Source organism: Cohaesibacter marisflavi (assembly GCF_963665895.2).
Lineage (GTDB): Bacteria > Pseudomonadota > Alphaproteobacteria > Rhizobiales > Cohaesibacteraceae > Cohaesibacter > Cohaesibacter marisflavi.
On sequence record NZ_OY762534.1, the window covers coordinates 1,590,042 to 1,613,180 of the forward strand.

General features: G+C 53.5%; 25 protein-coding genes and 1 tRNA gene. 9 read left to right on the forward strand and 17 right to left on the reverse strand.

Going from position 1 to position 23,139, the window contains the following annotated elements:
• Window positions 1-9: 9 nt before the first annotated feature.
• From rsxC to ACKPCT_RS08380, 5 genes are read left to right on the forward strand one after another with little or no spacing between them, the layout of a single operon-like run.
• Window positions 10-1,554, forward strand: a complete 1,545-nt coding sequence (rsxC, locus tag ACKPCT_RS08360; RefSeq protein WP_319568940.1) for an electron transport complex subunit RsxC — start codon at window positions 10-12, stop codon at window positions 1,552-1,554.
• On the forward strand, window positions 1,551-2,642 hold the full coding sequence (locus ACKPCT_RS08365) for an RnfABCDGE type electron transport complex subunit D (protein ID WP_319568941.1): 1,092 nt from the start codon (window positions 1,551-1,553) through the stop codon (window positions 2,640-2,642). Before rsxC ends, ACKPCT_RS08365 begins: the two co-directional genes overlap by 4 nt.
• Window positions 2,639-3,370, forward strand: coding sequence for an RnfABCDGE type electron transport complex subunit G (locus ACKPCT_RS08370; protein WP_319568942.1), 732 nt, complete (start codon window positions 2,639-2,641; stop codon window positions 3,368-3,370). Before ACKPCT_RS08365 ends, ACKPCT_RS08370 begins: the two co-directional genes overlap by 4 nt.
• Complete coding sequence (locus ACKPCT_RS08375; RefSeq protein WP_090068453.1) at window positions 3,367-4,062, forward strand: electron transport complex subunit E; 696 nt, start codon at window positions 3,367-3,369, stop codon at window positions 4,060-4,062. Before ACKPCT_RS08370 ends, ACKPCT_RS08375 begins: the two co-directional genes overlap by 4 nt.
• Window positions 4,063-4,073: 11 nt before the next feature.
• Entirely contained in the window at window positions 4,074-4,334 is a 261-nt protein-coding gene (locus ACKPCT_RS08380; RefSeq protein ID WP_090068451.1) for an RnfH family protein, read from the forward strand.
• Between the two features lie 157 nt (window positions 4,335-4,491).
• Here ACKPCT_RS08380 and ACKPCT_RS08385 read toward each other — a convergent pair whose 3' ends face one another.
• Window positions 4,492-5,706 carry an alpha-D-ribose 1-methylphosphonate 5-triphosphate diphosphatase gene (locus ACKPCT_RS08385; RefSeq protein WP_319568943.1) on the reverse strand — a complete coding sequence of 405 codons (1,215 nt, stop codon included), beginning with the start codon at window positions 5,704-5,706 and terminating at the stop codon, window positions 4,492-4,494.
• A 269-nt stretch (window positions 5,707-5,975) separates the two neighbouring features.
• Here ACKPCT_RS08385 and gph point away from each other — a divergent pair, with 269 nt between their 5' ends.
• Window positions 5,976-6,632, forward strand: coding sequence for a phosphoglycolate phosphatase (gene gph / locus ACKPCT_RS08390; RefSeq protein ID WP_319568944.1), 657 nt, complete (start codon window positions 5,976-5,978; stop codon window positions 6,630-6,632).
• A gap of 64 nt (window positions 6,633-6,696) precedes the next feature.
• Here the strand turns inward: gph and ACKPCT_RS08395 are convergent, their stop codons facing one another.
• A complete protein-coding gene (locus tag ACKPCT_RS08395) occupies window positions 6,697-8,292 on the reverse strand; it encodes an MBL fold metallo-hydrolase (RefSeq protein ID WP_319568945.1) in 1,596 nt (531 codons plus the stop codon).
• A 243-nt stretch (window positions 8,293-8,535) separates the two neighbouring features.
• Here ACKPCT_RS08395 and ACKPCT_RS08400 point away from each other — a divergent pair, with 243 nt between their 5' ends.
• Window positions 8,536-9,291: an LOG family protein gene (locus tag ACKPCT_RS08400; RefSeq protein WP_090068445.1), complete on the forward strand. Its 756-nt coding sequence runs from the start codon at window positions 8,536-8,538 to the stop codon at window positions 9,289-9,291.
• A 93-nt stretch (window positions 9,292-9,384) separates the two neighbouring features.
• On the opposite strand, the gene ACKPCT_RS08405 is transcribed toward ACKPCT_RS08400, so the two are convergent.
• The 6 genes from ACKPCT_RS08405 to ACKPCT_RS08430 all read right to left on the reverse strand — a co-directional run bounded on the left by ACKPCT_RS08405 (window position 9,385) and on the right by ACKPCT_RS08430 (window position 15,276).
• Entirely contained in the window at window positions 9,385-9,714 is a 330-nt protein-coding gene (locus ACKPCT_RS08405; RefSeq protein ID WP_319568946.1) for a hypothetical protein, read from the reverse strand.
• A gap of 9 nt (window positions 9,715-9,723) precedes the next feature.
• On the reverse strand, window positions 9,724-10,710 hold the full coding sequence (locus ACKPCT_RS08410; RefSeq protein WP_319568947.1) for a DUF2793 domain-containing protein: 987 nt from the start codon (window positions 10,708-10,710) through the stop codon (window positions 9,724-9,726).
• Window positions 10,711-10,936: 226 nt separating this feature from the next.
• Window positions 10,937-11,971, reverse strand: coding sequence for a ferrochelatase (hemH, locus tag ACKPCT_RS08415; RefSeq protein ID WP_090068438.1), 1,035 nt, complete (start codon window positions 11,969-11,971; stop codon window positions 10,937-10,939).
• A gap of 380 nt (window positions 11,972-12,351) precedes the next feature.
• Window positions 12,352-12,864 carry a GNAT family N-acetyltransferase gene (locus tag ACKPCT_RS08420; protein ID WP_319568948.1) on the reverse strand — a complete coding sequence of 171 codons (513 nt, stop codon included), beginning with the start codon at window positions 12,862-12,864 and terminating at the stop codon, window positions 12,352-12,354.
• A 7-nt stretch (window positions 12,865-12,871) separates the two neighbouring features.
• A complete protein-coding gene (locus tag ACKPCT_RS08425) occupies window positions 12,872-13,603 on the reverse strand; it encodes an RlmE family RNA methyltransferase (RefSeq protein ID WP_090068954.1) in 732 nt (243 codons plus the stop codon).
• Between the two features lie 131 nt (window positions 13,604-13,734).
• Window positions 13,735-15,276: a Ppx/GppA phosphatase family protein gene (locus tag ACKPCT_RS08430; protein ID WP_090068434.1), complete on the reverse strand. Its 1,542-nt coding sequence runs from the start codon at window positions 15,274-15,276 to the stop codon at window positions 13,735-13,737.
• A gap of 742 nt (window positions 15,277-16,018) precedes the next feature.
• Here ACKPCT_RS08430 and ACKPCT_RS08435 point away from each other — a divergent pair.
• Window positions 16,019-16,092 (forward strand) — tRNA-Gln (locus ACKPCT_RS08435).
• 113 nt (window positions 16,093-16,205) lie between these two features.
• Here the strand turns inward: ACKPCT_RS08435 and ACKPCT_RS08440 are convergent.
• From ACKPCT_RS08440 to ACKPCT_RS08480, 9 genes are all read right to left on the reverse strand, one after another.
• Window positions 16,206-16,397 (reverse strand): hypothetical protein, encoded by a 192-nt coding sequence (locus ACKPCT_RS08440; RefSeq protein ID WP_090068432.1) that lies wholly within the window; start codon window positions 16,395-16,397, stop codon window positions 16,206-16,208.
• On the reverse strand, window positions 16,381-16,659 hold the full coding sequence (locus tag ACKPCT_RS08445; protein WP_319568949.1) for a hypothetical protein: 279 nt from the start codon (window positions 16,657-16,659) through the stop codon (window positions 16,381-16,383). The genes ACKPCT_RS08440 and ACKPCT_RS08445 overlap by 17 nt, the downstream gene beginning before the upstream one ends.
• A complete protein-coding gene (locus tag ACKPCT_RS08450; RefSeq protein ID WP_319568950.1) occupies window positions 16,619-16,840 on the reverse strand; it encodes a hypothetical protein in 222 nt (73 codons plus the stop codon). The genes ACKPCT_RS08445 and ACKPCT_RS08450 overlap by 41 nt, the downstream gene beginning before the upstream one ends.
• 18 nt (window positions 16,841-16,858) lie before the next feature.
• Window positions 16,859-17,338 (reverse strand): hypothetical protein, encoded by a 480-nt coding sequence (locus tag ACKPCT_RS08455; protein ID WP_319568951.1) that lies wholly within the window; start codon window positions 17,336-17,338, stop codon window positions 16,859-16,861.
• A 77-nt stretch (window positions 17,339-17,415) separates the two neighbouring features.
• Window positions 17,416-18,165: an NlpC/P60 family protein gene (locus ACKPCT_RS08460; RefSeq protein WP_319568952.1), complete on the reverse strand. Its 750-nt coding sequence runs from the start codon at window positions 18,163-18,165 to the stop codon at window positions 17,416-17,418.
• A gap of 64 nt (window positions 18,166-18,229) precedes the next feature.
• Entirely contained in the window at window positions 18,230-18,655 is a 426-nt protein-coding gene (locus tag ACKPCT_RS08465) for a hypothetical protein (RefSeq protein ID WP_319568953.1), read from the reverse strand.
• Window positions 18,639-18,986 (reverse strand): hypothetical protein, encoded by a 348-nt coding sequence (locus ACKPCT_RS08470; RefSeq protein WP_319568954.1) that lies wholly within the window; start codon window positions 18,984-18,986, stop codon window positions 18,639-18,641. Before ACKPCT_RS08470 ends, ACKPCT_RS08465 begins: the two co-directional genes overlap by 17 nt.
• 8 nt (window positions 18,987-18,994) lie before the next feature.
• Window positions 18,995-19,981 carry a DUF2793 domain-containing protein gene (locus tag ACKPCT_RS08475; RefSeq protein ID WP_319568955.1) on the reverse strand — a complete coding sequence of 329 codons (987 nt, stop codon included), beginning with the start codon at window positions 19,979-19,981 and terminating at the stop codon, window positions 18,995-18,997.
• A gap of 419 nt (window positions 19,982-20,400) precedes the next feature.
• Entirely contained in the window at window positions 20,401-22,125 is a 1,725-nt protein-coding gene (locus ACKPCT_RS08480; protein ID WP_319568956.1) for an ATP-dependent nuclease, read from the reverse strand.
• 232 nt (window positions 22,126-22,357) lie between these two features.
• Between ACKPCT_RS08480 and ACKPCT_RS08485 the strand changes: the two genes are divergently transcribed.
• Window positions 22,358-23,134, forward strand: coding sequence for an AbiJ-NTD4 domain-containing protein (locus ACKPCT_RS08485; protein ID WP_319568957.1), 777 nt, complete (start codon window positions 22,358-22,360; stop codon window positions 23,132-23,134).
• Window positions 23,135-23,139: the final 5 nt, after the last annotated feature.

The window sequence follows — 23,139 nt, forward strand, 5'->3', positions numbered from 1 at the left end:
ATTGACCCAATGAGACTATTCAAGATCAAAGGGGGCATTCACCCCGACGGACGCAAGGAACTGGCCGAGAATGAAAAGATCGAGCAGATGCCCTTGCCCACCCTTATGCGCATTCCGCTCAAGCAGCATACCGGTGCGCCGGCAAACCCAATTGTCGCAAAAGGTGATACGGTCAAGAAGGGACAGGTGATGGCGCTCTCGCGCGGCGCTGTGTCGGCAACCATCCATGCCCCGACCTCCGGCCGGATCATTGCGATCGGACGGTTTGTGGCGCCACATGCCTCCGGCTTGCCAGAACCCACCATCACACTAAGGCCAGACGGTGAGGACGAATGGGATACACTTCCTCCGCCGCTTGATCCCTTTGAAACAGATCCCGATACCCTTGCCAACCGCATTGCTGAAGCCGGGGTTGTCGGCTTGGGAGGCGCCGCCTTCCCCGCTGCCGTGAAGCTGAATTTGCGCAACCGGACCGAACTGCACACACTGATCATCAATGCGGCCGAATGTGAGCCCTACATCACCTGCGATGACCGACTGATGCGCGAGCGCGCAGAGGAAATTATCGACGGCGTTGCCATCATCTGCCACACGATTGGCGTCAAAAAGGCCCTGATCGGCGTTGAAAAAAACAAACCGGAAGCCATCAAGGCACTCAAAAAGCAAGTCGCCAAACAGGATCGCTATGACATCAAGGTCATCGAGGTACCCACGCGCTACCCGACCGGCTTTGCCAAGCATCTGGTACAAATTCTAACCGGGCTGGAAGTCCCTGCCCGGGCGCTTACAGCCGAAGTCGGTGTCATCGTTCATAATGTGGCCACCACTTATGCCATTCAGCAAGCCGTGCGCTTTGGTCGCCCGCTGATATCGCGCATCGTGACGGTGAGCGGCGAAATGATCACCCGCAAGGGCAACTTCGAAGTGCCTATCGGCACGCCCATCTCTCATATCATCGAGCATTGCGGCGGCTTTATTGATGAGCCTGAAAAGCTGCTGCTTGGTGGCTCGATGATGGGCGATCCGGTTTCCAGCACGCGCGCCCCGATCATCAAGGGCTCAAACGGCATTCTGGCGCTGGGGCGCAAGGAAACCTCGCAGAAACCGATCATGCCCTGCATTCGCTGCACCTCTTGCGTAGCTGCCTGCCCGTGCGGGTTGATGCCTTATGAGATGGCAGCCCGCATCAAGGCTGACGAGCTGGAAAGCGCCGTTGATATTGGCCTTCGAGACTGCATCGCCTGTGGCTCATGCTCCTTTGTCTGCCCAGCTAACATCCCGCTGGTGCAATATTTCAACTATGCCAAGGGCAGCCTCACCGCCAAGCAGCGCGCCGCCCACAAGCAGGAAGAAACAAAGCGTTTGGTTCAATTCCATGATGAACGCATGGAAAAGATCAAGAAAGAAAAACAGGCCGCCATGGCACGCATGAAGGCCGAACGAGCTGCCAAGAAACGGCAGAAAGAACAAGAGGAAGCTGCCAAAGCCAAGACAGCCACGCCGGAGGAGGCCTCTTCAGCACCCAAAAGTGAGAAAGTAAGAGCGGAAGCATGAGTGACGTCCAAATTCTGGCTGGTCCCTATTCCCATTCTGGAGCGAGCGTATCGCGCACCATGGGGCTCGTCCTACTGGCGCTGGTGCCCTCCACCGCCTTCGGCTTTATCCAGTTTGGCTGGCCATCCATCTATCTGTTTCTAGTGACAGTCCTTACGGCTATTCTCGCCGAAGCCCTCTGCCTGAAAGTGGCGAAGAAACCGGTCATGCTGCATATCATGGACGGCTCGGGCATCCTCACGGGCTGGCTTCTCGCCATGACCCTGCCGCCATGGGCGCCATGGTGGATCGGGGCTGTCGGCTCGATCATCGCGATCACGCTGGCCAAGCAGGCCTTTGGAGGTCTCGGACAGAATGTCTTCAATCCAGCCATGGTGGCGCGCACGGTTCTGTTGATCTCTTGCCCCATCCAGATGACCCAGTTTCTAGGCCCACAGCCGATTTTTGCAGAATCTGCCCCGGACTTTCTTGGCGGTTTGGCCATTACCTTCGGCGGGCATCCTGAGATTGATGCGATTACCAGCGCGTCCCTTTTGGGCACGATCAAGACCGAACTGGGCCGCGGCGAAGTGCTTCAGCAGATCCTTGCCCAGTCCTTTGACCTCAGAAATATGGTGATCGGCTTTGCACCCGGCTCAATGGGAGAGACTTCTGCAATTCTGGCCCTCATCGGCGGCCTTTTTCTGCTCGCTACCCGCGTCATCAGCTGGCACATACCGGTGGCCATGATCGGAGCCATGTGCGCCCTTTCCGGCCTTGCCCATCTGCTCGATCCAAGCCATTTCCCAAGCCCGCTCGTGCATCTGGTTTCGGGCACCTTTGCCTTTGCGGTCTTCTTCATCGCCACGGATTATGTCACCGCCCCCGGCTCGCCCCTGGGCAAGATCATTTTCGGGGCTGGGGTCGGTACCCTGACCTTCATCATTCGCACCTGGGCTGCATATCCTGAAGGCGTTGCCTTCGCGATCCTTTTGATGAATTCAACCGTGCCTCTGCTTGATACCTATATCAAGCCGCGCATCTATGGCCGCACCCGAAAAGGCGACCCGATCAAGCTGAAAGAAGCCAAGAAGGGAGAGGCAAGATGAGCGACGCGGACATCGATGCAAACAATTTGCAGACGCCGGACTCCTCTCCTTCGGCCTGGCAAAAGAGCCGTGAAAGACTTGCAGCTTTCTATGAGCGCCATCGCGATAACCCGATCTATTTGTCAGTGCTGTTAGGTGGGTTCTGCCTGATCTGCGCGCTTATTCTCGCGTCCAGCCATTTGGCAACACTGGAGCCAATCGCCCTTAGACAAAAGGAAGACCTGCAATCATCACTCGCCAAGGTCATTCCGGCGGCCTTGCATGACAATGATCTGGTCAAGGATGCCTACGCCCTCAAAGCCGCTGACGGCACCGAGACCATGCTCTATCCGGCCTATAGAAACGGTGCTTTTGCAGCGGTCGCCTATCAGGTGAGTGCAGTAGGCTATGGAGGTCCGATCCTATCGCTGATCGGCGTGGACAAGGAAGGCTCTCTGCTCGGCGCTGAGGTTTTGATGCATACGGAAACACCGGGGCTGGGAGATCGGATAGAGTCCTCTCGCGGAGACTGGATCAAGCAATTTACTGGCCGTTCGCTTGGTGATCCTGCACCTGAAAAGTGGAAGGTAAAGAAAGACGGCGGCTACTTTGACCAGCTTTCCGGCGCCACAATCACCCCGCGCGCAGTGGTGTTGTCAGTGCGCAATGGTCTGCAATTTTTCAAGGCTCATCAAGAGCAAATCGTCCACTGCCCGAAAGGCATTTGCGAAGAAGGAAGCGGATCATGACAAAAAGCTATCGCGAGATTACCCTTGAGGGCCTCTGGACCAACACGATCCTCTTTTCGCAAACGCTGGCGCTGTGTCCGCTACTGGCGGTCACCGGAACAGCTACCAACGGACTGGGCCTTGGTCTGGCCACAACGGCGGTCCTCGTAGCCTCAGGCTTCTTGATTTCGCTGCTGCGCAATTTCATCGAGCCCGAGATCCGCATTCCCGCCTATGTGCTCATCATCGCCGGTCTAGTGACCATCGTTGATCTGTTCATGAATGCCTATCTACATAATCTCTACAAGATTCTCGGCCTGTTCATTCCGCTGATCGTGACCAACTGCGCCATTCTGGGGCGGGCGGAAAGCTTTGCCTCCAAGGCTCGCGTCTTACCGTCAGTGCTCGATGGATTGATGATGGGAGTCGGCTTCACCTTTGCACTCATCCTACTTGGTGCCGTGCGCGAAATTCTAGGCTCAGGCACCCTCTTTGCTGGAGCATCCCTGTTACTGGGGCCAAGTTTCAGCTTTTTGGAGATGACTGTCATCCCAGACTATTCCGGATTTCTCATTCTCATTCTACCACCGGGGGGGTTCATCATGCTCAGCCTCATTATTGTCGGCAAGCGGATGATCGATAATCAGTTTGAAAAAGCACGACAAATGGATGACGACCCGATCGAGCCCGTGGGCAAACAGATCACGATATAGGAGACTGCATCATGAATATCGGCGTTGCCTATGTCACTCCGACCCATAAGGTCTGGCTGAAGATGGAGATGCCCGACGGCTGCACCATAGAGGAAGCCATTCACAGGTCCGGGCTTCTGGACCAGTTTCCCGATATTGACCTAGAAACACAGAAAGTTGGTATTTTCGGACGCATAGCCAAGCTCGGAAAAGTGCTCGAGGATGGCGACCGGGTGGAAATCTACCGCCCTATTACTGCGGACCCCGATCTCGTTGAACGGCGCGATCAATAACACCACACCCGAATTGTCATCCCGCCGAATTTACCAAAAGGAAACCAAGAGGTCGGTCGCTCGCGCTGAAGCGCTGTACATCAGGCTGCCCTTCCCTCTCGGGCCCTGAATGTGGTCCAAAGAGCCGAAGAGGTCTCCTCCCTCTCGCCTCTTTGCTTTAGCCTCTAGGCAGGGCGCAATAAGCCGTGCGACCGGCAACCCAGGTGTGACGAATGGCCGGCATATGGCCTTTTGGCCACCCCACCAGCACAAGATCAGCGCGCTTGCCGACCTTGATTTCACCCCGGTCGTCCAGTTTCATGGCCTTGGCAGGGTTGGTTGAAACCAGCTTCCAAAGAGTCTGGCGATCAGCGAGATTATCCGCATCCATGCGCGCGATAGCCGCGAGCATCGCCGGATAATAATAGTCAGAAGCCAGAATATCGCATAAACCGGCTTTCACCATATCTGCGGCATTGGGGGAATCCCCCAGATGGCTGCCACCGCGCACAACATTTGGCGCACCGAAAATGACCATATCGCTGCGTTCCTGAGCGACAGCGGCAACGGCTACGGTCATCGGGAATTCGGAAATCGTGGCGCCGTGACGGCGATAGAAGTCTCGTGTTTCATCCTGCGTATCATCGTGGCTGAGCATCGGAACATTTTTCTCGCGCCCCAATTGCCCGACTTCCGCGATGGCCTCCTTCACACGCGGGCGCATCTGCCAACGATCCTTGATCAAATCCACATAATCTTCAGCAGAAAGCCCCGACCGCTCGGCGCGGGTAGCCATTTTGGCAAGAAATAGCGGACTTGATGCATCCGCAACGCGGAACTGCAAGGAATGCTCAAATGGGCGGTGCTGTTGGGGAACATCGGGGTGGAGCATCGCCATAGACGTATGGTCATTGAAAGCCAGAGACGGCGTGAGAGGCCCTTCCAGAGCGTCCTTGAGCAAATCCATGCCTTCAAGGCAGAAGGTTTCCCAACGCAATTGAACCCGGTTTTCAACCGTAAGCCTGTTCGCCCAGAGATGGAGCGCCGCGATCATTTCCCGGGCACGGTCAACACTGCGTAACCCCGGCTCCCAACTGATAGAAAGGGCGTGATAGGCGGTCGCGATGCCATTCGCAGCCAGTTGTCTGTCGGTTTCCAGGATGGCAGCTTCCATGGGGAAAAAGACATTGGGGCGCGGCATCAATTGTCGCTCAAAGGCATCGCCATGCACATCAATCAATGCGGGAGCAAGAATACGTCCTGTGCCGTCGATCTCTTCTCCCTTTACAGGGCCTCCAATCTCGGAGATGACCCCATCTGCAACAGTGAGCGAGGTCTCCACGATCTGGTCTGGCAGATAAACCTGAGCCCCGATGATTGTAAAGTCACGCATGGGAATTTCCTTGCTGATGCCGATGCACCTACAAGCAACCGATTTGATGTCACTATGATAACAAATTGCACAGATAGTCAGCCCTTCAGCCGGGAATCGCTCCATCCTCCAGAAAAGGAAGAGCAAAATGGCTCCTATGCACCATTTGATGGGCTCATTCGCGTATGATTTACGCCTTGGCATTGCAACAGGGGGAAAGTCTCTTTATCCCATAACAGGGCTTGCCAAACGAGCCGGGGAGCCAACCCGCAAATAAGGAATAAACCAGTATGAAAGCGATTGTATTCGATTTGGACGGCACTCTGGTCGATAGTGTGCCAGATCTGCATGACACAGCCAACAGACTGCTGGCAGCGCATGACTGCGCGCCTCTGGAGTTGACACAAGTGCGCTCATTTGTTGGCAACGGCATTCCGGTACTGGTGGAGAAAATCTGCAGAGCTGCCGACCTTACCTTTAACGAAAGCAATCGTGAGGCCATCATTGGCGAATATCTTTCCACCTATGATCTGGTGCTCGAAGCCAAAAATACCCAGCCTTTTCCGGGAGTCACCTCTTGCCTTGAGAGCCTCAAGGCCAAGGGCCTGGTGCTTGGGCTTTGCACCAACAAACCCGAAGCGCCAACCCGCATCATTTTAAAGGATCTCGGGTTTGAGGCATTCTTTACAAAGGTCATTGGCGGCGACACGCTACCTCAGCGCAAACCGTCCCCCGAACCTCTCTGGGTCAGCTATGAAGGCTTTGATCTGAAAGACTGCCTGTTTGTCGGTGACAGCGAAGTGGATGCCGCTACGGCCGCAGCCGCCGGTGTTGACTGCGCGCTTTACGCTGATGGCTATCGCCAGACACCTCTGGATGAGCTCCCCCATGCCTTTAGCTTTACGGACTTTTCCCAGCTTCTGGCTTATGTCGAAAGCAAGCTCTAAGCGGGCCACCAATAGAAAAATCCGGCTTTCGAGTGCTGAAAGCCGGATCAATTGTCATACCACTCTATTCAGCAGCTTCCAGTGCCCGCTTGATGCGGCGCGCCAAGGCCCTGCGGGCCTTTTCATCGGCAAGCTTGTCGAAGGCTTCCTTAAGATCAATCTGAAGCTCGGCAAACTCGTTATGGGCGTCCCAGCCACAGACGTCACACTGTTGGACACGATGCTTGATGTTCGGCGCATATTCGGCCACGCCTTCGACCTTCAGGTTCACTTCATCATCAATGGCAGGCACGGTGATCATCTTCTCCGGCAGGCCTTTGGCGATCAAATCGGCTTTAAGAGCCTCTGATGCCTGTTGTTCGCCATGACACAGGAACAAACCGTGGCGGATAGGCTGGCGCTCCAAGATCCACTCGATCAGTTCATCGCCATCAGCGTGGCCGGAATATGTTTCCAGCTGACGGACCTTGCCACGGATGCGGATTTCCTCGCCCTGAATGCGGACCTTTTTGGCCCCGTTGCTCAGCAAGCGTCCAAGGGAGCCTTCGGCCTGAAAGCCAACCAGCAACAGCGTGGTGTTGGTTCGCCACATATGGTTCTTGATATGGTGGCGGATGCGCCCGGCATCACACATGCCGCTACCGGCCATGATGATCGCGCCGGACTTGATGCGGTTCAGCCCCTTGCTCTCTTCCACGCTCTGGGTGAAATGAATGCGCGATGTATCGAGCTTGTCGACGAAATTCTCGATATCTTCCAGATCACCGGCATGCTTGACGAACACCTCCGTTGCCTTGATCGCCAGTGGGCTATCGAGGAACACCGGCACATCATGCAATTGCCCGGTATGTTGCAGAATGAGAATATCAGCAAGCAGCTCTTGCGTGCGCTCAACGGCGAAGGACGGGATCAGCAACAGCCCGTTATCCTTGAGGCCGAGCTGAATCTCTTCCAGCAGGATCTGGCGCTTTTCGTCCGGCGTGACATCCGGGCGATTGCGCCCGCCATAGGTGCTCTCGGAAATCACATAGTCATAGTCGCTCGACGCGGCCGGATCGGGATAGAACAGCTTGTGATCAGGCCCCAGATCGCCAGAGAAGAGCAAACGCAGGTTTTTCTCATCAGGATCATCAGACGGAATTTCCAATGCGATGGATGAAGACCCCAGAATATGGCCCGCATTCCAGAATTTGGCCCGGATGCCTTCGATCGTCATCCATTCCTCAAAGGGCACGGGCTCGAAATAGTCCTGACAGGCCTGCGCATCCTCCTGCGTATAGATGGGCTCGATCTGCGGCTTGCCACGCCGCGCATTGCGCCGATTGAGGTTCATCACATCCATTTCCTGGATATGGCCACTATCAGGCAGCATGGCGGCCAACAGGTCTTTGGTCGGCTCGGTCATGTAGGTGGGGCCATTGAACCCTTGCTTATAGAGCTTGGGCAGCAAGCCGGAATGATCGATATGGGCGTGGGTTAGCAACACAAAGTCGATTTCTGCCGGATCGAAGGGGAAGCCGTCATAATTGAGAGACCGGACGGTTTTTGTGCCCTGAAACATGCCGCAATCGACCAGAAACTTGTGTCCCGCCGTCTGCACAAGATAGCATGAGCCGGTGACAATACCCGCAGCACCACAGAATTTGAGCCTTACATCCATTTTCGCACTTCCTCCCGGTCGTTTGATGAGCGACCTTTTGATCTTGGACTTAAAAAGGTTTGCTTTGTCGTTTGTTCTTTCCCCTCGCCTGTCATCCTTTCACGTTGGTGACGGAACGCAACATCTCATTGAAATAATTATATCATATTCCCTTAAAAACGCGTCAACTTGTTCTATCTATAAAGTAGAAGACGCCGCCCGTTTTCATCCATTTGGCAACGACCAGAGAAGTGACTGTTACCTATGCAATCAAATTCACCTCAACATGACCAAACCAATACCAATGACCTGCTCGCCTATGAAGACGTCAACTTCCTTCGCCGCGAAGAATTGCGCGGGGCACGTCTCGAACTCGAATTCACCAAGGCCGACCTTGGCATGCGGGATCATGGCATCTTGTCAACTGTGGTAGTGTTTGGCAGCGCCCGATTCAAAGAGGATCATCCCTACTATCAGCAGGCGCAGGAACTGGGCCGCATCGTTTCCGAGCGCGGTGGCGCGCTTAATCCGACCAATGGCACGCATCATAACGTGATCTGCACCGGCGGCGGCCCCGGCATCATGGAAGCAGCCAACCGCGGCGCTCATGAAGCTGGCGCCAAGAATATTGGCCTTAACATCGTGTTGCCTCACGAGCAGCATATCAACCCCTATGTCACGCCGGGTCTTAGCTTCCAGTTCCAGTATTTTGCCCTGCGAAAGATGCATTTTGCCATGCGGGCCAATGCTCTGGTGGCCTTCCCCGGCGGCTTTGGCACGCTCGACGAGCTATTTGATATCCTGACTCTCAAGCAGACAGGCAAGGCCTCTGGCATGCCCATTATTCTGCTGGGCAAGGGGTTCTGGGAAAACCTCATCAATTTCGACATCCTGATTGAACATGGTACGATCTCTCCCAAGGATGTCGCGCATTTCATCATAGTCGACACCCCGGAAGAGGCATGGCAGGTGATGGTGGATCACGGACTTCAAACCTCTTTGCCAACCAAAGCCGTTTGACACCAACTCTCAGCTGCAAGAATATATAGGCCACCCCGGATTGTTCCGCCCGGGATGGCCTTTTCTTTTGTCGGTTCGGGGAACACAGCAAAGCTAGGAGGCGGTCGCCTCATAACTTGGTAGTGAGATCGGCCCCTCTTCTGTCACGTTGATCGCAGCGGGATAGAGCACCGCTTTTGCCGCTTGCGTGGTTGGATCGGCCATATAGCCATGAGGCAGGATGATTGAGAGCGTCAGATCGCCTTCTTCATCCCGCGTGATATCAGAAGCGAGCCAATCGCAATCCACGTCTTCAAGAAGCATATTTCCACCCGCCGGAATGGCTGACAGGTCCAGTGCCTGCCCGTTGATCGTCAGCACGTCTCCAGCGCAATACAAGGTGAGCGCATCATCGCGTCTCTGTGGTACAAGATTGATTTTCATGATAGCTCCTTAAACCCAGCGACCAACCGCAAAAACAGTGACGTCGGTTTCAACGCGATTGCCGTCAAGATCCCAACAATTCACGGCAATGGTTGAGGCAGACCCAGATCCGTTGGGCTGGGCATGATAGGGTGTAAGACCGCGCGCCGTCATCATGACATTTTCCGCAGCGCCTGAAAATTCCGCCGGATAGGTCCAGATGATAAAGGTGCTATCGCTTGACGTGACCAGCGACGTGCAAATCTGCAGGCCATCAGCAAAGCGCACATAGGTTCCGTTCGCGTTGCTACCGCTTTCAAGGACCGCCCCCAGCCCTGTGTTCGAGACGCTACCAACCCAATTGGTGGCGGACAGCAGCCCACTGCTTGCATCTACCTGCAATGCTGTTGTCCAGGTGCTGCCGTCGGCACTGACCTTGACGGACCAGTCATCATCGCCCGCACAGCCCATTTCTGCGCGTCCGGACCAGTTGGTCTGGAACAGCAAACTGTTTGTATCGCTGGCAGCCGCCTTGTTGACCTTGATCTGATGACCATTTCCAGCATGGTTGAACAGGCTGGCGCCTGCTGAAAGCGCGAGCCTGTTTGTTGCATCAGCAGTGGCATTGATACCAAGTTTGTCGAATGATCCGTTTGCCAGCGCGCTGCCGACTCCAGAGAGAATGAAATCTGACCAGTCTGTGCCGTCAAAACAGAGTAGTTTGCTCTCATCTTCAAGCCAGGCGAGCCAGCCAGCCAGCGGTTGCAGTTCGGTCCATGCCCCATCGAGATAGGCTGCAATGCTGCCATCCCATCCATTCCAGGCATCGCTGGCGCCATCAGCCACGATATAGCGCGCACCATCGCTAGGCTCATCTGGCGGTGCAGAAAGATCCCGATCTGCAACAGAGAGCTGCACGAGCGCATCCAGCATCCGCAGAGCTTCGTTGTGGGTGATGTGCTTCTGGTTCTGATTGCCCACGATATAGGGCAAGGCTAGGTTTGTTGTCTGCTCCATAACTCTACCTTTGGTTGTTATGGATAAACAGTACCAACCCTTATCACAGCGATGATAGATTCAATAGGTCAGGCGGAAAGTGAGCCTTTCCGCCCCCTGAACTGACCTTCGGAAAAGCCCGGATTATTGCTGTTTGTCAGTCTGAGACCAAATATAGCTGAAAGGCAGAAACTACAAACGCATCATAAAAGCCGTTCGACTTATCCGCCTTTTGCCACCTGCAAACTCAAACCCAGCCCTGAAGTTCGTTGATCGTCAGACTTGCCAACATGTCCATGCCTTCTTCGCTGTCATTCAGACAAGGCAGATGGGCAAATTGCTCGCCGCCATGCTCCATGAAGATCTCGCGGTTTTCGCCATCGATCTCTTCGAGTGTTTCAAGACAATCGGCAGAAAAGCCAGGATTGAAGATGGCAATGCGCTTGACACCGGACTGGGCGAGGCTTTCGACGGTCTTGTCCGTGTAAGGCTGCAACCACTCCTCCGGTCCGAAGCGGGACTGGAACGTGGTGCGCATATAGTCCTTGGACCATCCCAAAGCTTCGCGCACAAGGCGGGAAGTCTTCATGCAATGACAATGGTATGGATCGCCATTGTCAAAATAACGTTGTGGAATGCCATGATAGGAAGCCAGAATAACCTCCGGCTCGAAATCGAGCTTTGACAGGCTGTTCTTGAGCGAGGTCGCCAACGCTTCGATATAGGCGGGATTGTCGTGATAGGGCGGCAAAGTGCGCAGGGCCGGTTGCCAGCGCATTTCCTTGAGCACATCAAACACCACGTCATTGACCGTGGCTGTCGTTGCTGCGGCATATTGCGGATAAAGCGGCAGAACAAGCAGGCGCTCGCACCCCTTCTCGGCCAGCGCCGTGATCTTTGATTTGATCGAAGGGTTGCCATAACGCATAGCGTAATCCACTTCCACCGGACGGGCCAAAGTCAAGGCTGCAAAACGCTCGGCCAACTTTTCACTCTGGCTACGCGTGATGGTCAGCAATGGTCCCTCATTCTTCTCATTGTTCCAGATGGAAGCATAAGCCTTGCCCGACTTTTGCGGTCGTGTCTGCAGAATGATGCCATTCAAAATAGGCCACCATTTCCATCTTGGTTCCTCAATCACGCGCTGATCGGAGAGAAATTCCTTGAGATATCGACGCATTGATTTGTAATCAGTGCCATCGGGTGTGCCGAGATTGACAAGCAGGACGCCGACTTTGCCGAACGCAACAGAGGGGTGATTATCGGGCCAATTCTTATTCATGGTGTGGTCCTCATCTCGGTCAAGATTTTCAAAGGTCGCACGTCGGTGTAAAAAGTCACAATGCACCGTGTGGTTCGTGCGCCGGGTATCCATTTTTAGCAATGCCTCCGGCCAGATGCACCACTGATGCGTAAAAATACATGAAATTATCGCAATACTGAATTTGATCTGGCAGGACTGTGTCGAAAGATCTCAAAATATACGCTCCCCTTCCTCCATGATCTCAGGAGTGTGGGGGACACAGAGAGCACAGGGAAGCGGAGCTATAAGTCTGGGTTCACTTTTCTTATGCTTTCCTTACGCAACCGCGTTGAAACCGGATCACTCAAAAAGTGAAAAATCTCATTTTCCTCGCCATATACTTGCAAACCAGAGGCCCCTTAGCGGTCAACAAGGTTCCTGATATGCGCGACTGGGGCTTGTAGAATGAATGACGGAACGGGATTGCCCGCTCCCATATCATAGCGCTCTTCACCCACCTGACGAAAACCAAGCTTGTCGTAAAAGTCTCTCGCCTTCTGGCTTGCCTTGAGAACACTGACCTCGACAATTGTATCCGCATGTAGGCCTGTCATGGCATGATCCAGCAAGTGGCAGCCCAAGCCACGCCGTTGCGTGTCTTTAGCCACGTAAAGCCCCCAGACATAGAGGAAATGATGCCGATGGGCACAGATGATGGAGCCAACGAGCCGGGCTCCGGTATAGGCAAGATAGGCCTTTTCATCCCGTCCGGGTACAAGCGAGTGAACACCATCCCCCAGCATGCTGCGGATCAGCCCGTCTGTCGCGCTACGTCCCACTTCACTGATGTAGGTATCAAGCCAGCATTGCTTGAGAAAGGTACGGAATGCATCACCTTTCTCCTTTGCAAACGGCTTGATCTCCACATCCATGGGCGACCTAGTCCTCGTCATCCTGTGCGGATTGACCACGAAAGCCCTTGGCGAACACATACATTTCAGGGCTTTCCTTGCGGCTTGCCGGTGGCTTGATATGAGCGATGGACTGATAGTCCTTCTTCAGCTCTGCAAGCATTTCATGCTCGGTGCCGCCCTTAAACACCTTGGAAAGGAACACGCCTCCTGGCCGAAGGTTTTCCTTGGCAAATAGGGCGGCAACTTCAAACAGATGCACGGTGCGTAGATGGTCCGTCTGCTGGTGGCCGGTCGTTGGTGCAGCCATATCAGAAAGGACAATATCAGGCTTGTGCCCACCCAGCGCATCCATCAGCATCTGCGGAGCGTCATCATCCAGAAAGTCCTTGAGCAACACTGTCACACCCGGCAAGGGATCCATACCCAGATAGTCGATACCAACCACCAGCGGGTTGTCGCTGTTGGACTGCACCCGACGCGCAGCAATGTCGCACCAGCCACCCGGTGCACAGCCAAGGTCCACCACCCGCATGCCCGGTTTCAGAAACTGGAAGCGGTCATCCATTTCGATCAATTTGAAAGTTGAGCGCGACCGGAAACCTTCCAGCTTGGCGCGCTGCACATAGGGGTCGTTCAACTGACGCTGCAACCAGCGCGTTGACGAACTCTTGCGACCACGAGCAGATTTAACCCTTACCTTCTCAACGCGGTGGCCGCGGCTGTCACGCCCTTCTCCACCGCCGGATTTTTTAGCCATCGTCAAGGCTCCGATTGTTGCGTTCTTCGAAAAGGCGGCAGATCTGGATGGGTCCAGAGGCCGCTTCAATTCGTTTCGTCCTGTTATGTCTTGCACCCATATAGGCGCTTATGGTCGTCAGAAAAAGGCATTCACGTAGCTTTGGCGCGCCCATGACCGCCGCGATGGCCACGGCCGCCCCGGCGGCGTGAACGTTTTTTCTTGCCCGATGTCTTCTTGCTAGCCTGATTGGACTGCGGATTCCAGACGCCATCATCAATCATCATTTCCATCAGAATACCTTCGCGCAAGCCCCTGTCTGCAACACGCAGTTGCGAGCAGGGCCATTCCCTATGAAAGGCTTCAAGAATGGCGCAGCCTGCCAACACCAGATCGGCCCGATCGGCACCAATGCACGGGTTATTCATCCGCTCCTGAAAATTCATATCAAGTACGCGCCCAATCATATCCCGCAATTCGGTTGCTGTCAGCCAAGTGCCGTCAACCTGCCTGCGATCATAGCGCTCGAGCCCCAGATGCACGCCGGCAAGCGTAGTTACCGTGCCCGAAGTGCCGAGCATATGGATATGCTTGGTCTCGATGGCCTTCGCAAGAGCATCACGCTCTTCGAAATCACCCAGCATGCCGCGCACTTCTTCCACCATGGTTTCAAAATGGGCGCGGGTAACGACCTTGCCGCCATGTTTCTCCGACAGGGTGACAACGCCAACCTGAAGCGAAGCCCAGCAGCGTATGCGCTCAGACAGATGCCGCATGGCGCGGCGCGTCTGTCGATTGCGCTTTTCGCCAGGATGCACGGTGCCCTCTTCTGAAAGCGGATCTAGATCCAACCAGACGATTTCAGACGATCCTCCTCCGATATCAAACAGCACAACGCCATCGGCTTCGGGATGGACCAGTGATGCGCAGCCGGAAACAGCCAGACGCGCCTCTGTTTCCCGATCCACAATCTCCAACCGCAACCCCGTTTCACGGTGGACACGATTAAGGAAGGCTCCTCCGTTCGTCGCCCGCCGACAAGCTTCTGTCGCTATCAGACGGAAGCGCTTGACAGATCGGTAGTTGAGTTTGGATTGACACACCTTCAAGGCTGCGATGGCCCTGTCCTGCGCATCTTCGCTCAGACGGCCGGATTGGGACAGACCTTCCCCGAGGCGCACGATGCGCGAGAAGGCGTCCACAACGCGAAAGCTTTGGCCATAAGGTTCGGCTACGAGCAAACGGCAGTTGTTGGTTCCAAGATCCAAAGCGGCATAAGGCTCACCACCAGAGGCAAGGTGCGCGCGAACATGCGTCGACGGCTGCGGTCTTGTTTGGGATTTCGGCGCTGGGCGAGGCACAGCACTTGCAGCTTTTGACCCACTGCCGTCTTTCTTTGCCCCATCGGCCTTGTTGACGCCAGAAGGCTGGCCTGTCGCCTTGTTGCCATGAACAGGAACCGCACTGGAATGTGCCTCGCTGCGCTGCGCCGCCATATTGGGAGCCCTTACGGCATCATGCCCACGGCCTCCACGCTTTCTGCGCCGAGAGGATTTACGTCCCTGATTGGGTTGACCGGACGATTGGACCTGACCGCTTTCGCCCTGATCCCCATCGGATTGCGAACGACCGGTCTGCTTACCTGAAGCATTCCCTTTATCAGATGAAACTCCAGGCGCAGTTTCCCCTTGCATGGAACGGGTTTCATCCGTTCCATGAGAGTGTTTTGCCACTGGCTGCGTATTCTGGCGCTCCTGCGCCCCCACTGCTCCCGAAGCATTGTCTCTTTTCTTGCGGGAGCGTGAGCGACGCCTTTTTCGCTTTTGCTGCTGACCATTGGAGCCCTCTGCCTGTCTATGAGCAGAGTGCTCCTGTTGCTCAGTATTATGCGATGAACGGGCTTTGCCTGATGTCTCAGGCCCGTCACCAGCTATACCGACAGGTACCGTGTTTTTTTCCCCGGCTGATGCGGATCTGTTGCGTTCAGATCCACTCTTCCCTCTATGCACACGTCTAAGGCCAGCAGATGCACGACCCCCGTTTGGGGGCTCGCCACCATCTTGTGCCAATATCTGTCTCCTGCTGCGCTGCAATCATGAGGACAAGTCACGGCGCGCAGCTTGTGATTCAATTATGTTGTCCCCTCTAGTCTAGCAGTCTGAAGCCAAAGGGCAAGCCACGAATTGCATTTCACAAATCGCTCTTATTGCGCATTCCCTGCGCTTTTTACGGGTGGTGATGATTTTGCCGTTGGCCCTATTTGCTGGAGGCAAGATAGAAGCTCCTGTGGGAAAAAAGCAAAAACAGTCCACTGTCACATCTTTTTCAAAAACCCCTCTTGACGCCCGCCCACGAGGGGGATAGAAACCCCGCACAACGTTTGAAAACAACGTTCTACCGCTTCTTTAAAGCTTTGGCGCAAGCCATTGATTGTACTGGGGATTAGTTTAATGGTAGAACAGCGGACTCTGACTCCGTCGGTCCTGGTTCGAGTCCAGGATCCCCAGCCAAAATTCCTCTGATAATTCAATAGAGTAAGCAACCGGAAAAAGCGGAACTGGAAGAACAGACCGTGCATATCTTCCGCACAAAAGTCGGCACACCTTTTTTGCACCTACCTCCCTCACTTATCCGCTTTCCCGTCTAGCTTTTCTTCTATCCGGCTCAGGCTTTCGAAAATGCGTTTCATGGCCTCGGAATAGCCCTTGATGCGTTCTTCCAGAACCATGACGCGGGCGCGTAGCATGAAGTGAGAGCCCGCAACGGCCACAACGATTCCCCCGATATAGACCAAATCTTTAATCTCGGTCGTCATCACCTGCCCCTTTGCTGCAATTGCTTTTGATAAGGTCATTATTCGCCCGCAGGCTTTTAAGGAATGCCGCCGCGCCCTTGGGTGCATCGGCTTTGAGTTTGCCTTCAGGCGTTAGCCAGGCGCGCAACTGCGCCTTGATTTCTGGCGAGACAGGCACGGCTTGTGCTTCGCACAGGCTGTCTATTGTGATGATCTGCGAAGCACAGCCCACCAGCAACAGGCTAAAGCCCGTCAATAAGAGCGTTAAGATCAGTTTCCGCATTCACCTTGTCCCTTATGGCTTGTGCCTGTTTGCTGATAATGAGTTGCTTTTCAAGATTGGCCTTTTGCTCTTTGAGCTGGCCATTCTCTTTTATGGATTGGCTGGCGGTATAGTCGGCATAGAGTGAGCGCAACAGCTCACCCAGAAAGCCAAGCAACGCGCCTATGATCCATTCCCACATGCCGCCAGCCCTCCCAGATTATGCGCTTGGCTGCGCGTCAATGTCCGCATCGAGCAAGAAACGCTCACCGAGTTTCGCCGTGATCAGATCGGCCAGCTTGTCCGGTGTCAGCTTGAAGTATTTCACCGCGTCAGGGCTCAGCTTGACCACATAGTTTGCGACTTGCGCGATCACCTCATTGTCAATTTCAAGAGTGGTTTTGCCATCCAGCCTTTTAAGAGCGGCATCAAGGGCGCTGCTTATACCGCGCTCAATGGCCCCGTGCAGGCTTTCGCGCTGTTTGGCGTCCACCTGTAGCCCAAACCATTTCTTTGCCGCCCACGCGGCCCCGCCGACGATCACAGAGGCCAACAGGCTGACAACAGTCTGCATGACATCATTTGCAAGGGAGGTGAGAGGGGAAAAGTCGATAGTTGCCGCGCTGGCCGGTGCCGCGCACATGCAAGCCATAGCAAGGCCAATGGCAAGGGCTGAAAAAAATGAAAGTCGGGAAGTCATGTAACCTGCTCCATTTGTGAGTTGTAAAAAACCTTCCCACAAAGAGTCTCACGGCTTCCCGCCCCGTTGATATCTTTTTACGCTTCGTTGGTTGAAAGCGTTCCATCCGAGTTGACAAGCGGCAAACTATCAAAGCCGCCCCCACTATATGGGATATCATCTTCAGGCCAATGATAGGACAAGACGCGGTCTGTCGAGAATGGCCGGATTGTCACCGCGTCCCCTTGGTTGCCGCCGATCACCATCAGATTGCCATGCTGATCACGCCCGACCACAAAACCAACATGCCCCTTTGAGCCTGTCTTGCTTCCCCGCCAGAACACCACCACAGCGCCCACACAAGGCCCACTCAGCCGCAAGCCCCAATTCTGCCAGAGGTAAGAGCGTGCGCCCGCCGATCTGGTCGAGCGGATATCGCATTCTTCCAGCACCCCGCCAACAAAGCCCGCACACCATGGGGTTTCGTCATCGGTGAAAGGCATGCGGATTTTAAGCCACCATTCCAGAATTTTCGGGTTATGCCGGTTGCCCTTATATTCGCGCAAGCCCAGATAAGAGCGCGCCACTTGAAGCCACTTTGGTTCATCCAGCGCCGCAATGGTCTTTTCTCGTCTGGTCCGGCCTGCAGTCACCGTGTCGACGCGCCCGTCAAACAGAGCGGCCTTTGTAAGTGGCCCCACATAAGAGCGCGGTCGATAGCTAATAGAGCGCTTGAAATCGATGATTGCCCGGTTGGTCAGCCGCCCGCGCAATCCGTCGATAGCCCCGCTATAAAAGCCCTTTGCCTTTAGTGCCTTCTGGATGGCCTTGATTTCCTTTTTAGACATAAAATTACCCTCGGTTGAATTTGATCAATCCGAGGGTAAAGGCCGGTTTGGCTTGGTTGATTTCTCAGGCTGGCCAGTCGATGGCATCAACCACACTTTGCACCGCTTCTGCGCTCGCCGCGCTTTTGATATCGCTTTTTGATTTAAGCCGGATCGCTTCAAGGCTTGCCGCTGTTTGTCGCCATTGGTTGGCCATCGTGAGCCAAAGCATGGCCAGCTCATCCGCCGTGCTGGCGGTTATGCCCACCTCAGCAAACATAAGCGGAAAATCGGCAAGGTCTGGCGACTCCGATTCCTGCCAGTCTTTCGCCTCTTGCTCTTTGGCCAGATAGATCATCTCTTGACCAATCAAGTCAGTCATCAGCACGCCCCGCGCCGCGCTTATCTGGTCGGTCACCGTGGCAAGGGCTTTGACCTTTGCCGCTTCAAGCGCCGTGCTGGCCTTGGTTTCAGCCGTGACAAGCTGGCTTAGATCAACCGTTATTGTCATCTGTTGCCCCCGTTGCTTCATAGCTTGGTAGTGTGATTGCGCCCTCTTCGGTCACCTCCAAAGGATCGGGAAAGAGCATCGCTTTTGCTGCGTCTGTTGTCGGGTCGGGAATGTAGCCTAGCGGCAAAATGAGAGAGAGGGAAAGCACCCCGTCCGCGTCGCGCTCGATATCCGAGGTCAGCCATTTACAATCCACCGCATCGATCGGCAAGGTTGCCCCGGCTGGAATGCCCGACAAGTCCAGAGCATCCCCGTTGATGGTCAACACATCATCGGCAAAAGACAATTCAAGCGCATCATCGCGCCTTTGTGGGATGAGATTGATTTGCATGATAGCCCCTATTTCCAACGCCCAATTGCAAAAACGGTAATGTCAGTAGACGCGCGTGCGCCGCTCAGATCCCAGCAATTCACGGCAATGGTCGAGCTGGAGCCCGAGCCGTTGGGCTGCGCGTGATAAGGCGTCAAGCCCCGCGCTGTCATCATCACATTTTCAGCCGCGCCGGAAAAATTGGCCGGATAGGTCCAAATAATGAAAGTGCTGTCACTGGACGTTACCAAAGACGTGCAGATTTGCAGCCCATCAGCAAAGCGCACATAGGTTCCATTTGTGTTGGTTCCGCTTTCAATGACTGCCCCTAAGCCGCCGTTGACAACATCACCAACCCAATTAAGGCCTTTCAAAAGGCCCGTTGCGCTTTCAATGGAAAGGGCTGTTAGCCAGCTTGCCCCGTCCGCGCTGACCTTGATGGACCAGTCATCCTCTCCAGCGCAGCCCATTTCCGCGCGGCCTGACCAATTGGTTTGGAACAACAGACTGTTTGTGTCCGTTTCCGCCGCTTTGTTGACCTTGATTTGGTGGCCGTTTCCGGCATGGTTGAAAAGGCTCGCACTGGAGGAAAGGGCAAACCGGTTGGTTGCGTCCGCCGTGGCGTTGATCCCGATCATGTCAAAGAGACCACCGGCCAGAGCAACACCGACACTTTCCGTTAAAAAATCCGACCAGTCCGCCCCGTCATACATGAGCAGGGTGCTTTCATCTTCCAGCCACGCAAGCCAACCGGTCAAAGGCACAAACTCAATCCACGCCCCGTCTTGATAAGCCGCGATGCTGCCATCCCATCCGGCCCATGCATCACTTGCCCCATCGGCCACGATATAGCGCGCGCCATCGCTTGGTGCATCCGGCGGCGCTGTCAAATCGCGATCCAATACGGATAGCTGCACAAGCGCGTCCAACATCCGCAAGGCTTCATTATGGGTGATATGCTTCTGGTTCTGTTTGCTCGCAATGTAAGGCAATTGCAAAAGCGCTGTAGACGGCATGAAAAGACCCTCGGTTGGTTTCGGTCAACACGAGGGTAAGGGATGGCGCGCGGTGGTTGAGAAGTGAGAGCTCAGAGAGATCTCGATCTGACTACACGCGAGCTTTCGATATGAGTAGAAATTCGAGCCTTCAGAGGGTTGTTTTGCAAAAGGGGCGGATTGCTGTCATTTACTGCAGGAGCAAGATCGATGATTCCAAGGTGTAAAGCGGCCATTCGAGGGATATCGGAGCTCACCTAAGCAATTCATACAACCCGTTCAGCCGGACAGCGGACAATTGCCGCAGTGCAAGTTCTCAATTTCCTCGGATCTGACATTTGACGGCTAGAGTCTCACATGTCAGACCTCGCTAAACTTGCCGTTTGGAAGTGAGAGTGCACTGCTAATTCGAACTGTCACAACGAAAAATGAAGTGTTATTTACAGCATCGCCTCAAGTTTTTCCCGTAGCTCATCCGCCAATGCATCCTGCAAGCCAGACGGAACCACTTTGCCAAAATGGTCGGCATCGAGAAGTTTTTTCTCTTGAGCCACTTGACGTATGGCGGATACTAAATCTTTACCTAGAACTTCATGCTGCTGGCCGTGCACTGTTGCTTCGACTCTTACTTCAGCATCTCCAAACTGTTGAAGCTGGCCTCTTTTAGCCTCTGATATTTTCTGCATGGCGTCGTTCCTTTTTTTGCGGCATTTCTCTAACGCCTTATTGTTAGCAGAGGCCGCTTCTTTTGCCGTTTGCAGGATGTTCTCTGCCTCGGGAGCGTCGACATCGAAATGGGCTTTGATTACTTCTGTATTACACCAATAAGATTCCATATCAGAACATTTTGTAACCCAAAAACAATATCCCTTCGCTGTGTACGGTGCTGCAATTACCTCTATTTCAGGGGGCATCATAAAATCCCTATCCCTATGGATGGCAATTTTTACGCTATCTCCGAATAGAGTGCTGAGCCCATTAATCGTTTCTGGAGTGGGGAGCTTTCCCGTTCCGTGAAATGGCCAAATTGCAACTTTTCTCTCCAAATCTGGCCATTGCAATAGTATTGAACGAAGCATAGCTGTGCCGGTGTCTTCGGTCATTAAGAGAATTTGCTTGTCTAGTAGTCCCCATCCCATTAGATTTCTGGCGGTTTCATTTCCGTTGGGTTGAACAGCCCCGTCTTTCATCCAAATAACATTAGTCTCCGCAGGCAAAGCGCGAACCACGGACGGACTGTGAGTTGCCAAAATGACCTGTGTTCCAAATAGCTGTGCCGCTTTTGACAGCACCGCGATCAATCTTTCTTGGGCTATAGGATGAAGGTGCGAATCTGGTTCGTCGACCAATAGCAAAACGGGTCGAAAATAGACCAAATAAGAGAAAATCTGTATCACTTGGAGAAATCCGATTCCGGCCAATTCTAAAGGTTTAAATCTCCGATGATCTGCTACTTTCATTGAACCTGTTTGAAAGTTGGCACGAATTCTTACATCTTGTTCTTCTTCAAATTCTACATTTAAGTTAAATTCTCCCATAACTTCAGATACAAATATTTGGACGAGATCGAGGCCATTTTTACCGTTAACATGCAATTCTTTAAGAAGGCACAGAACGTTTCTTAGAACTGTGTTTGCATCGCCGGCGGCAGCTAGTTTTTCGACGATCATCTTAGACCGCCTTTCCTCAAGCAAAGGAATTCCTGCCAAACCAGGAATATACGCGCTTATTTCACGCTTTCGATCTCGGATAGTTGTCGTCAGATCATTCCCAGAAGGAATATGAACGCTTATCCCTTCATTTCTTGCGGACTTAATCCAAAGATTCGCTGTGACGGTGTTACCCTCTAGATTTGTTGCTTTAACAATCAAATCGAGTTTCGGGGTGTTCTGAAAGTTTCCATATTCTGAACCGTTTGCCGAATTCCTATACTCTGGAGACGGCATGTATATTGCATCGGTTTCCGAGAGAGTAGAACCATCTGTGCTTTTTTTGTTAGCATCAACTTTTCGGTTGCGACCGGATTGGAACACCCAATGTAGGGCTTGTAAAATTGAACTTTTGCCAGATCCATTTGTTCCGACCAGAACGTTAAAATCCGTTAGTTCTAAAGTTGAATCTTCAATTGCCTTAAAATTCTTGATCGTTATCTTTTTGATCTTCATTCGACACACTCGTTATTGTAGGATCGACTTAATGCTCCCTGCAACCAAGTTCGATCGAAGCGAGAAAACCTAACTGCGGTCTAGTCGGACTAAATTAGCAGGCTCTCGTAAATATGCCCGTACTCAGTTTTTTTTCAACCTATAGATGAGCGTCAGAGTCTCTTTTTGAGCTGCGTTGGCTCACTGCCGACAAACAGACTGAGTACAGAAATTCGATGAAGAGATTAATGCTATGTTTTCCAAACGACATGGGTTCGCCTCCACCCCAGCAATTCGATTTCGTCATGACGCTCCTGAAGGTTTGCGCCATGCAATTATACAAGCGGCTTACGATCTCCTTTCCTACGATCAAATTCGCACCTCGATTTGCCGCACCCTTTATCTTAGCCCAGACAAGGGAAACTGGAGCGAAGTGCCTAACATTCGAGATGAAGTTGAAACCATCATTCAAAATATCGAATGGTATCGAGTTTATGACGTGATTGAAGGATTGGTCTCATTCATTGAGGGAACCTACGGTTACAATGAGGCAGTTCAGTTTGCCGATAGTATCAACAGGATATTTTGTGACACAGGAGCAGGTTGGCAATACATAGCTGGAGAAGGCGTTGTAATGCGCGGGGACGCAGACTTCGAAGAAGCTGTCCAACTTTCGAAAGATGCTTTGCAACAAACAGGATTCAGCGTATCAGCTCGAGAAATACAAGAAGCTCTGTCCGACTTATCAAGGCGTCCAGAACCAGACCTCACGGGTGCGATTCACCACGCCTTGGGAGCTCTCGAAGCAACAGCTCGCTATATTTCAGGGACTAACGATGACCTTGGCAAACTAGCAGCAAAAATTGGCTTGCCAAGACCACTAGATATTGCGCTAGAAAAGATGTGGGGCTTTTCCTCGAACTATGGAAGGCATGTGAGCCCAACCAAAACTCCGAGCGACAAGGATGCTCAGCTCATTGTGCATCTGTCCAGTGCTTATTGCCGTTATCTCGCAGGTCGTAATCTATGACTGGT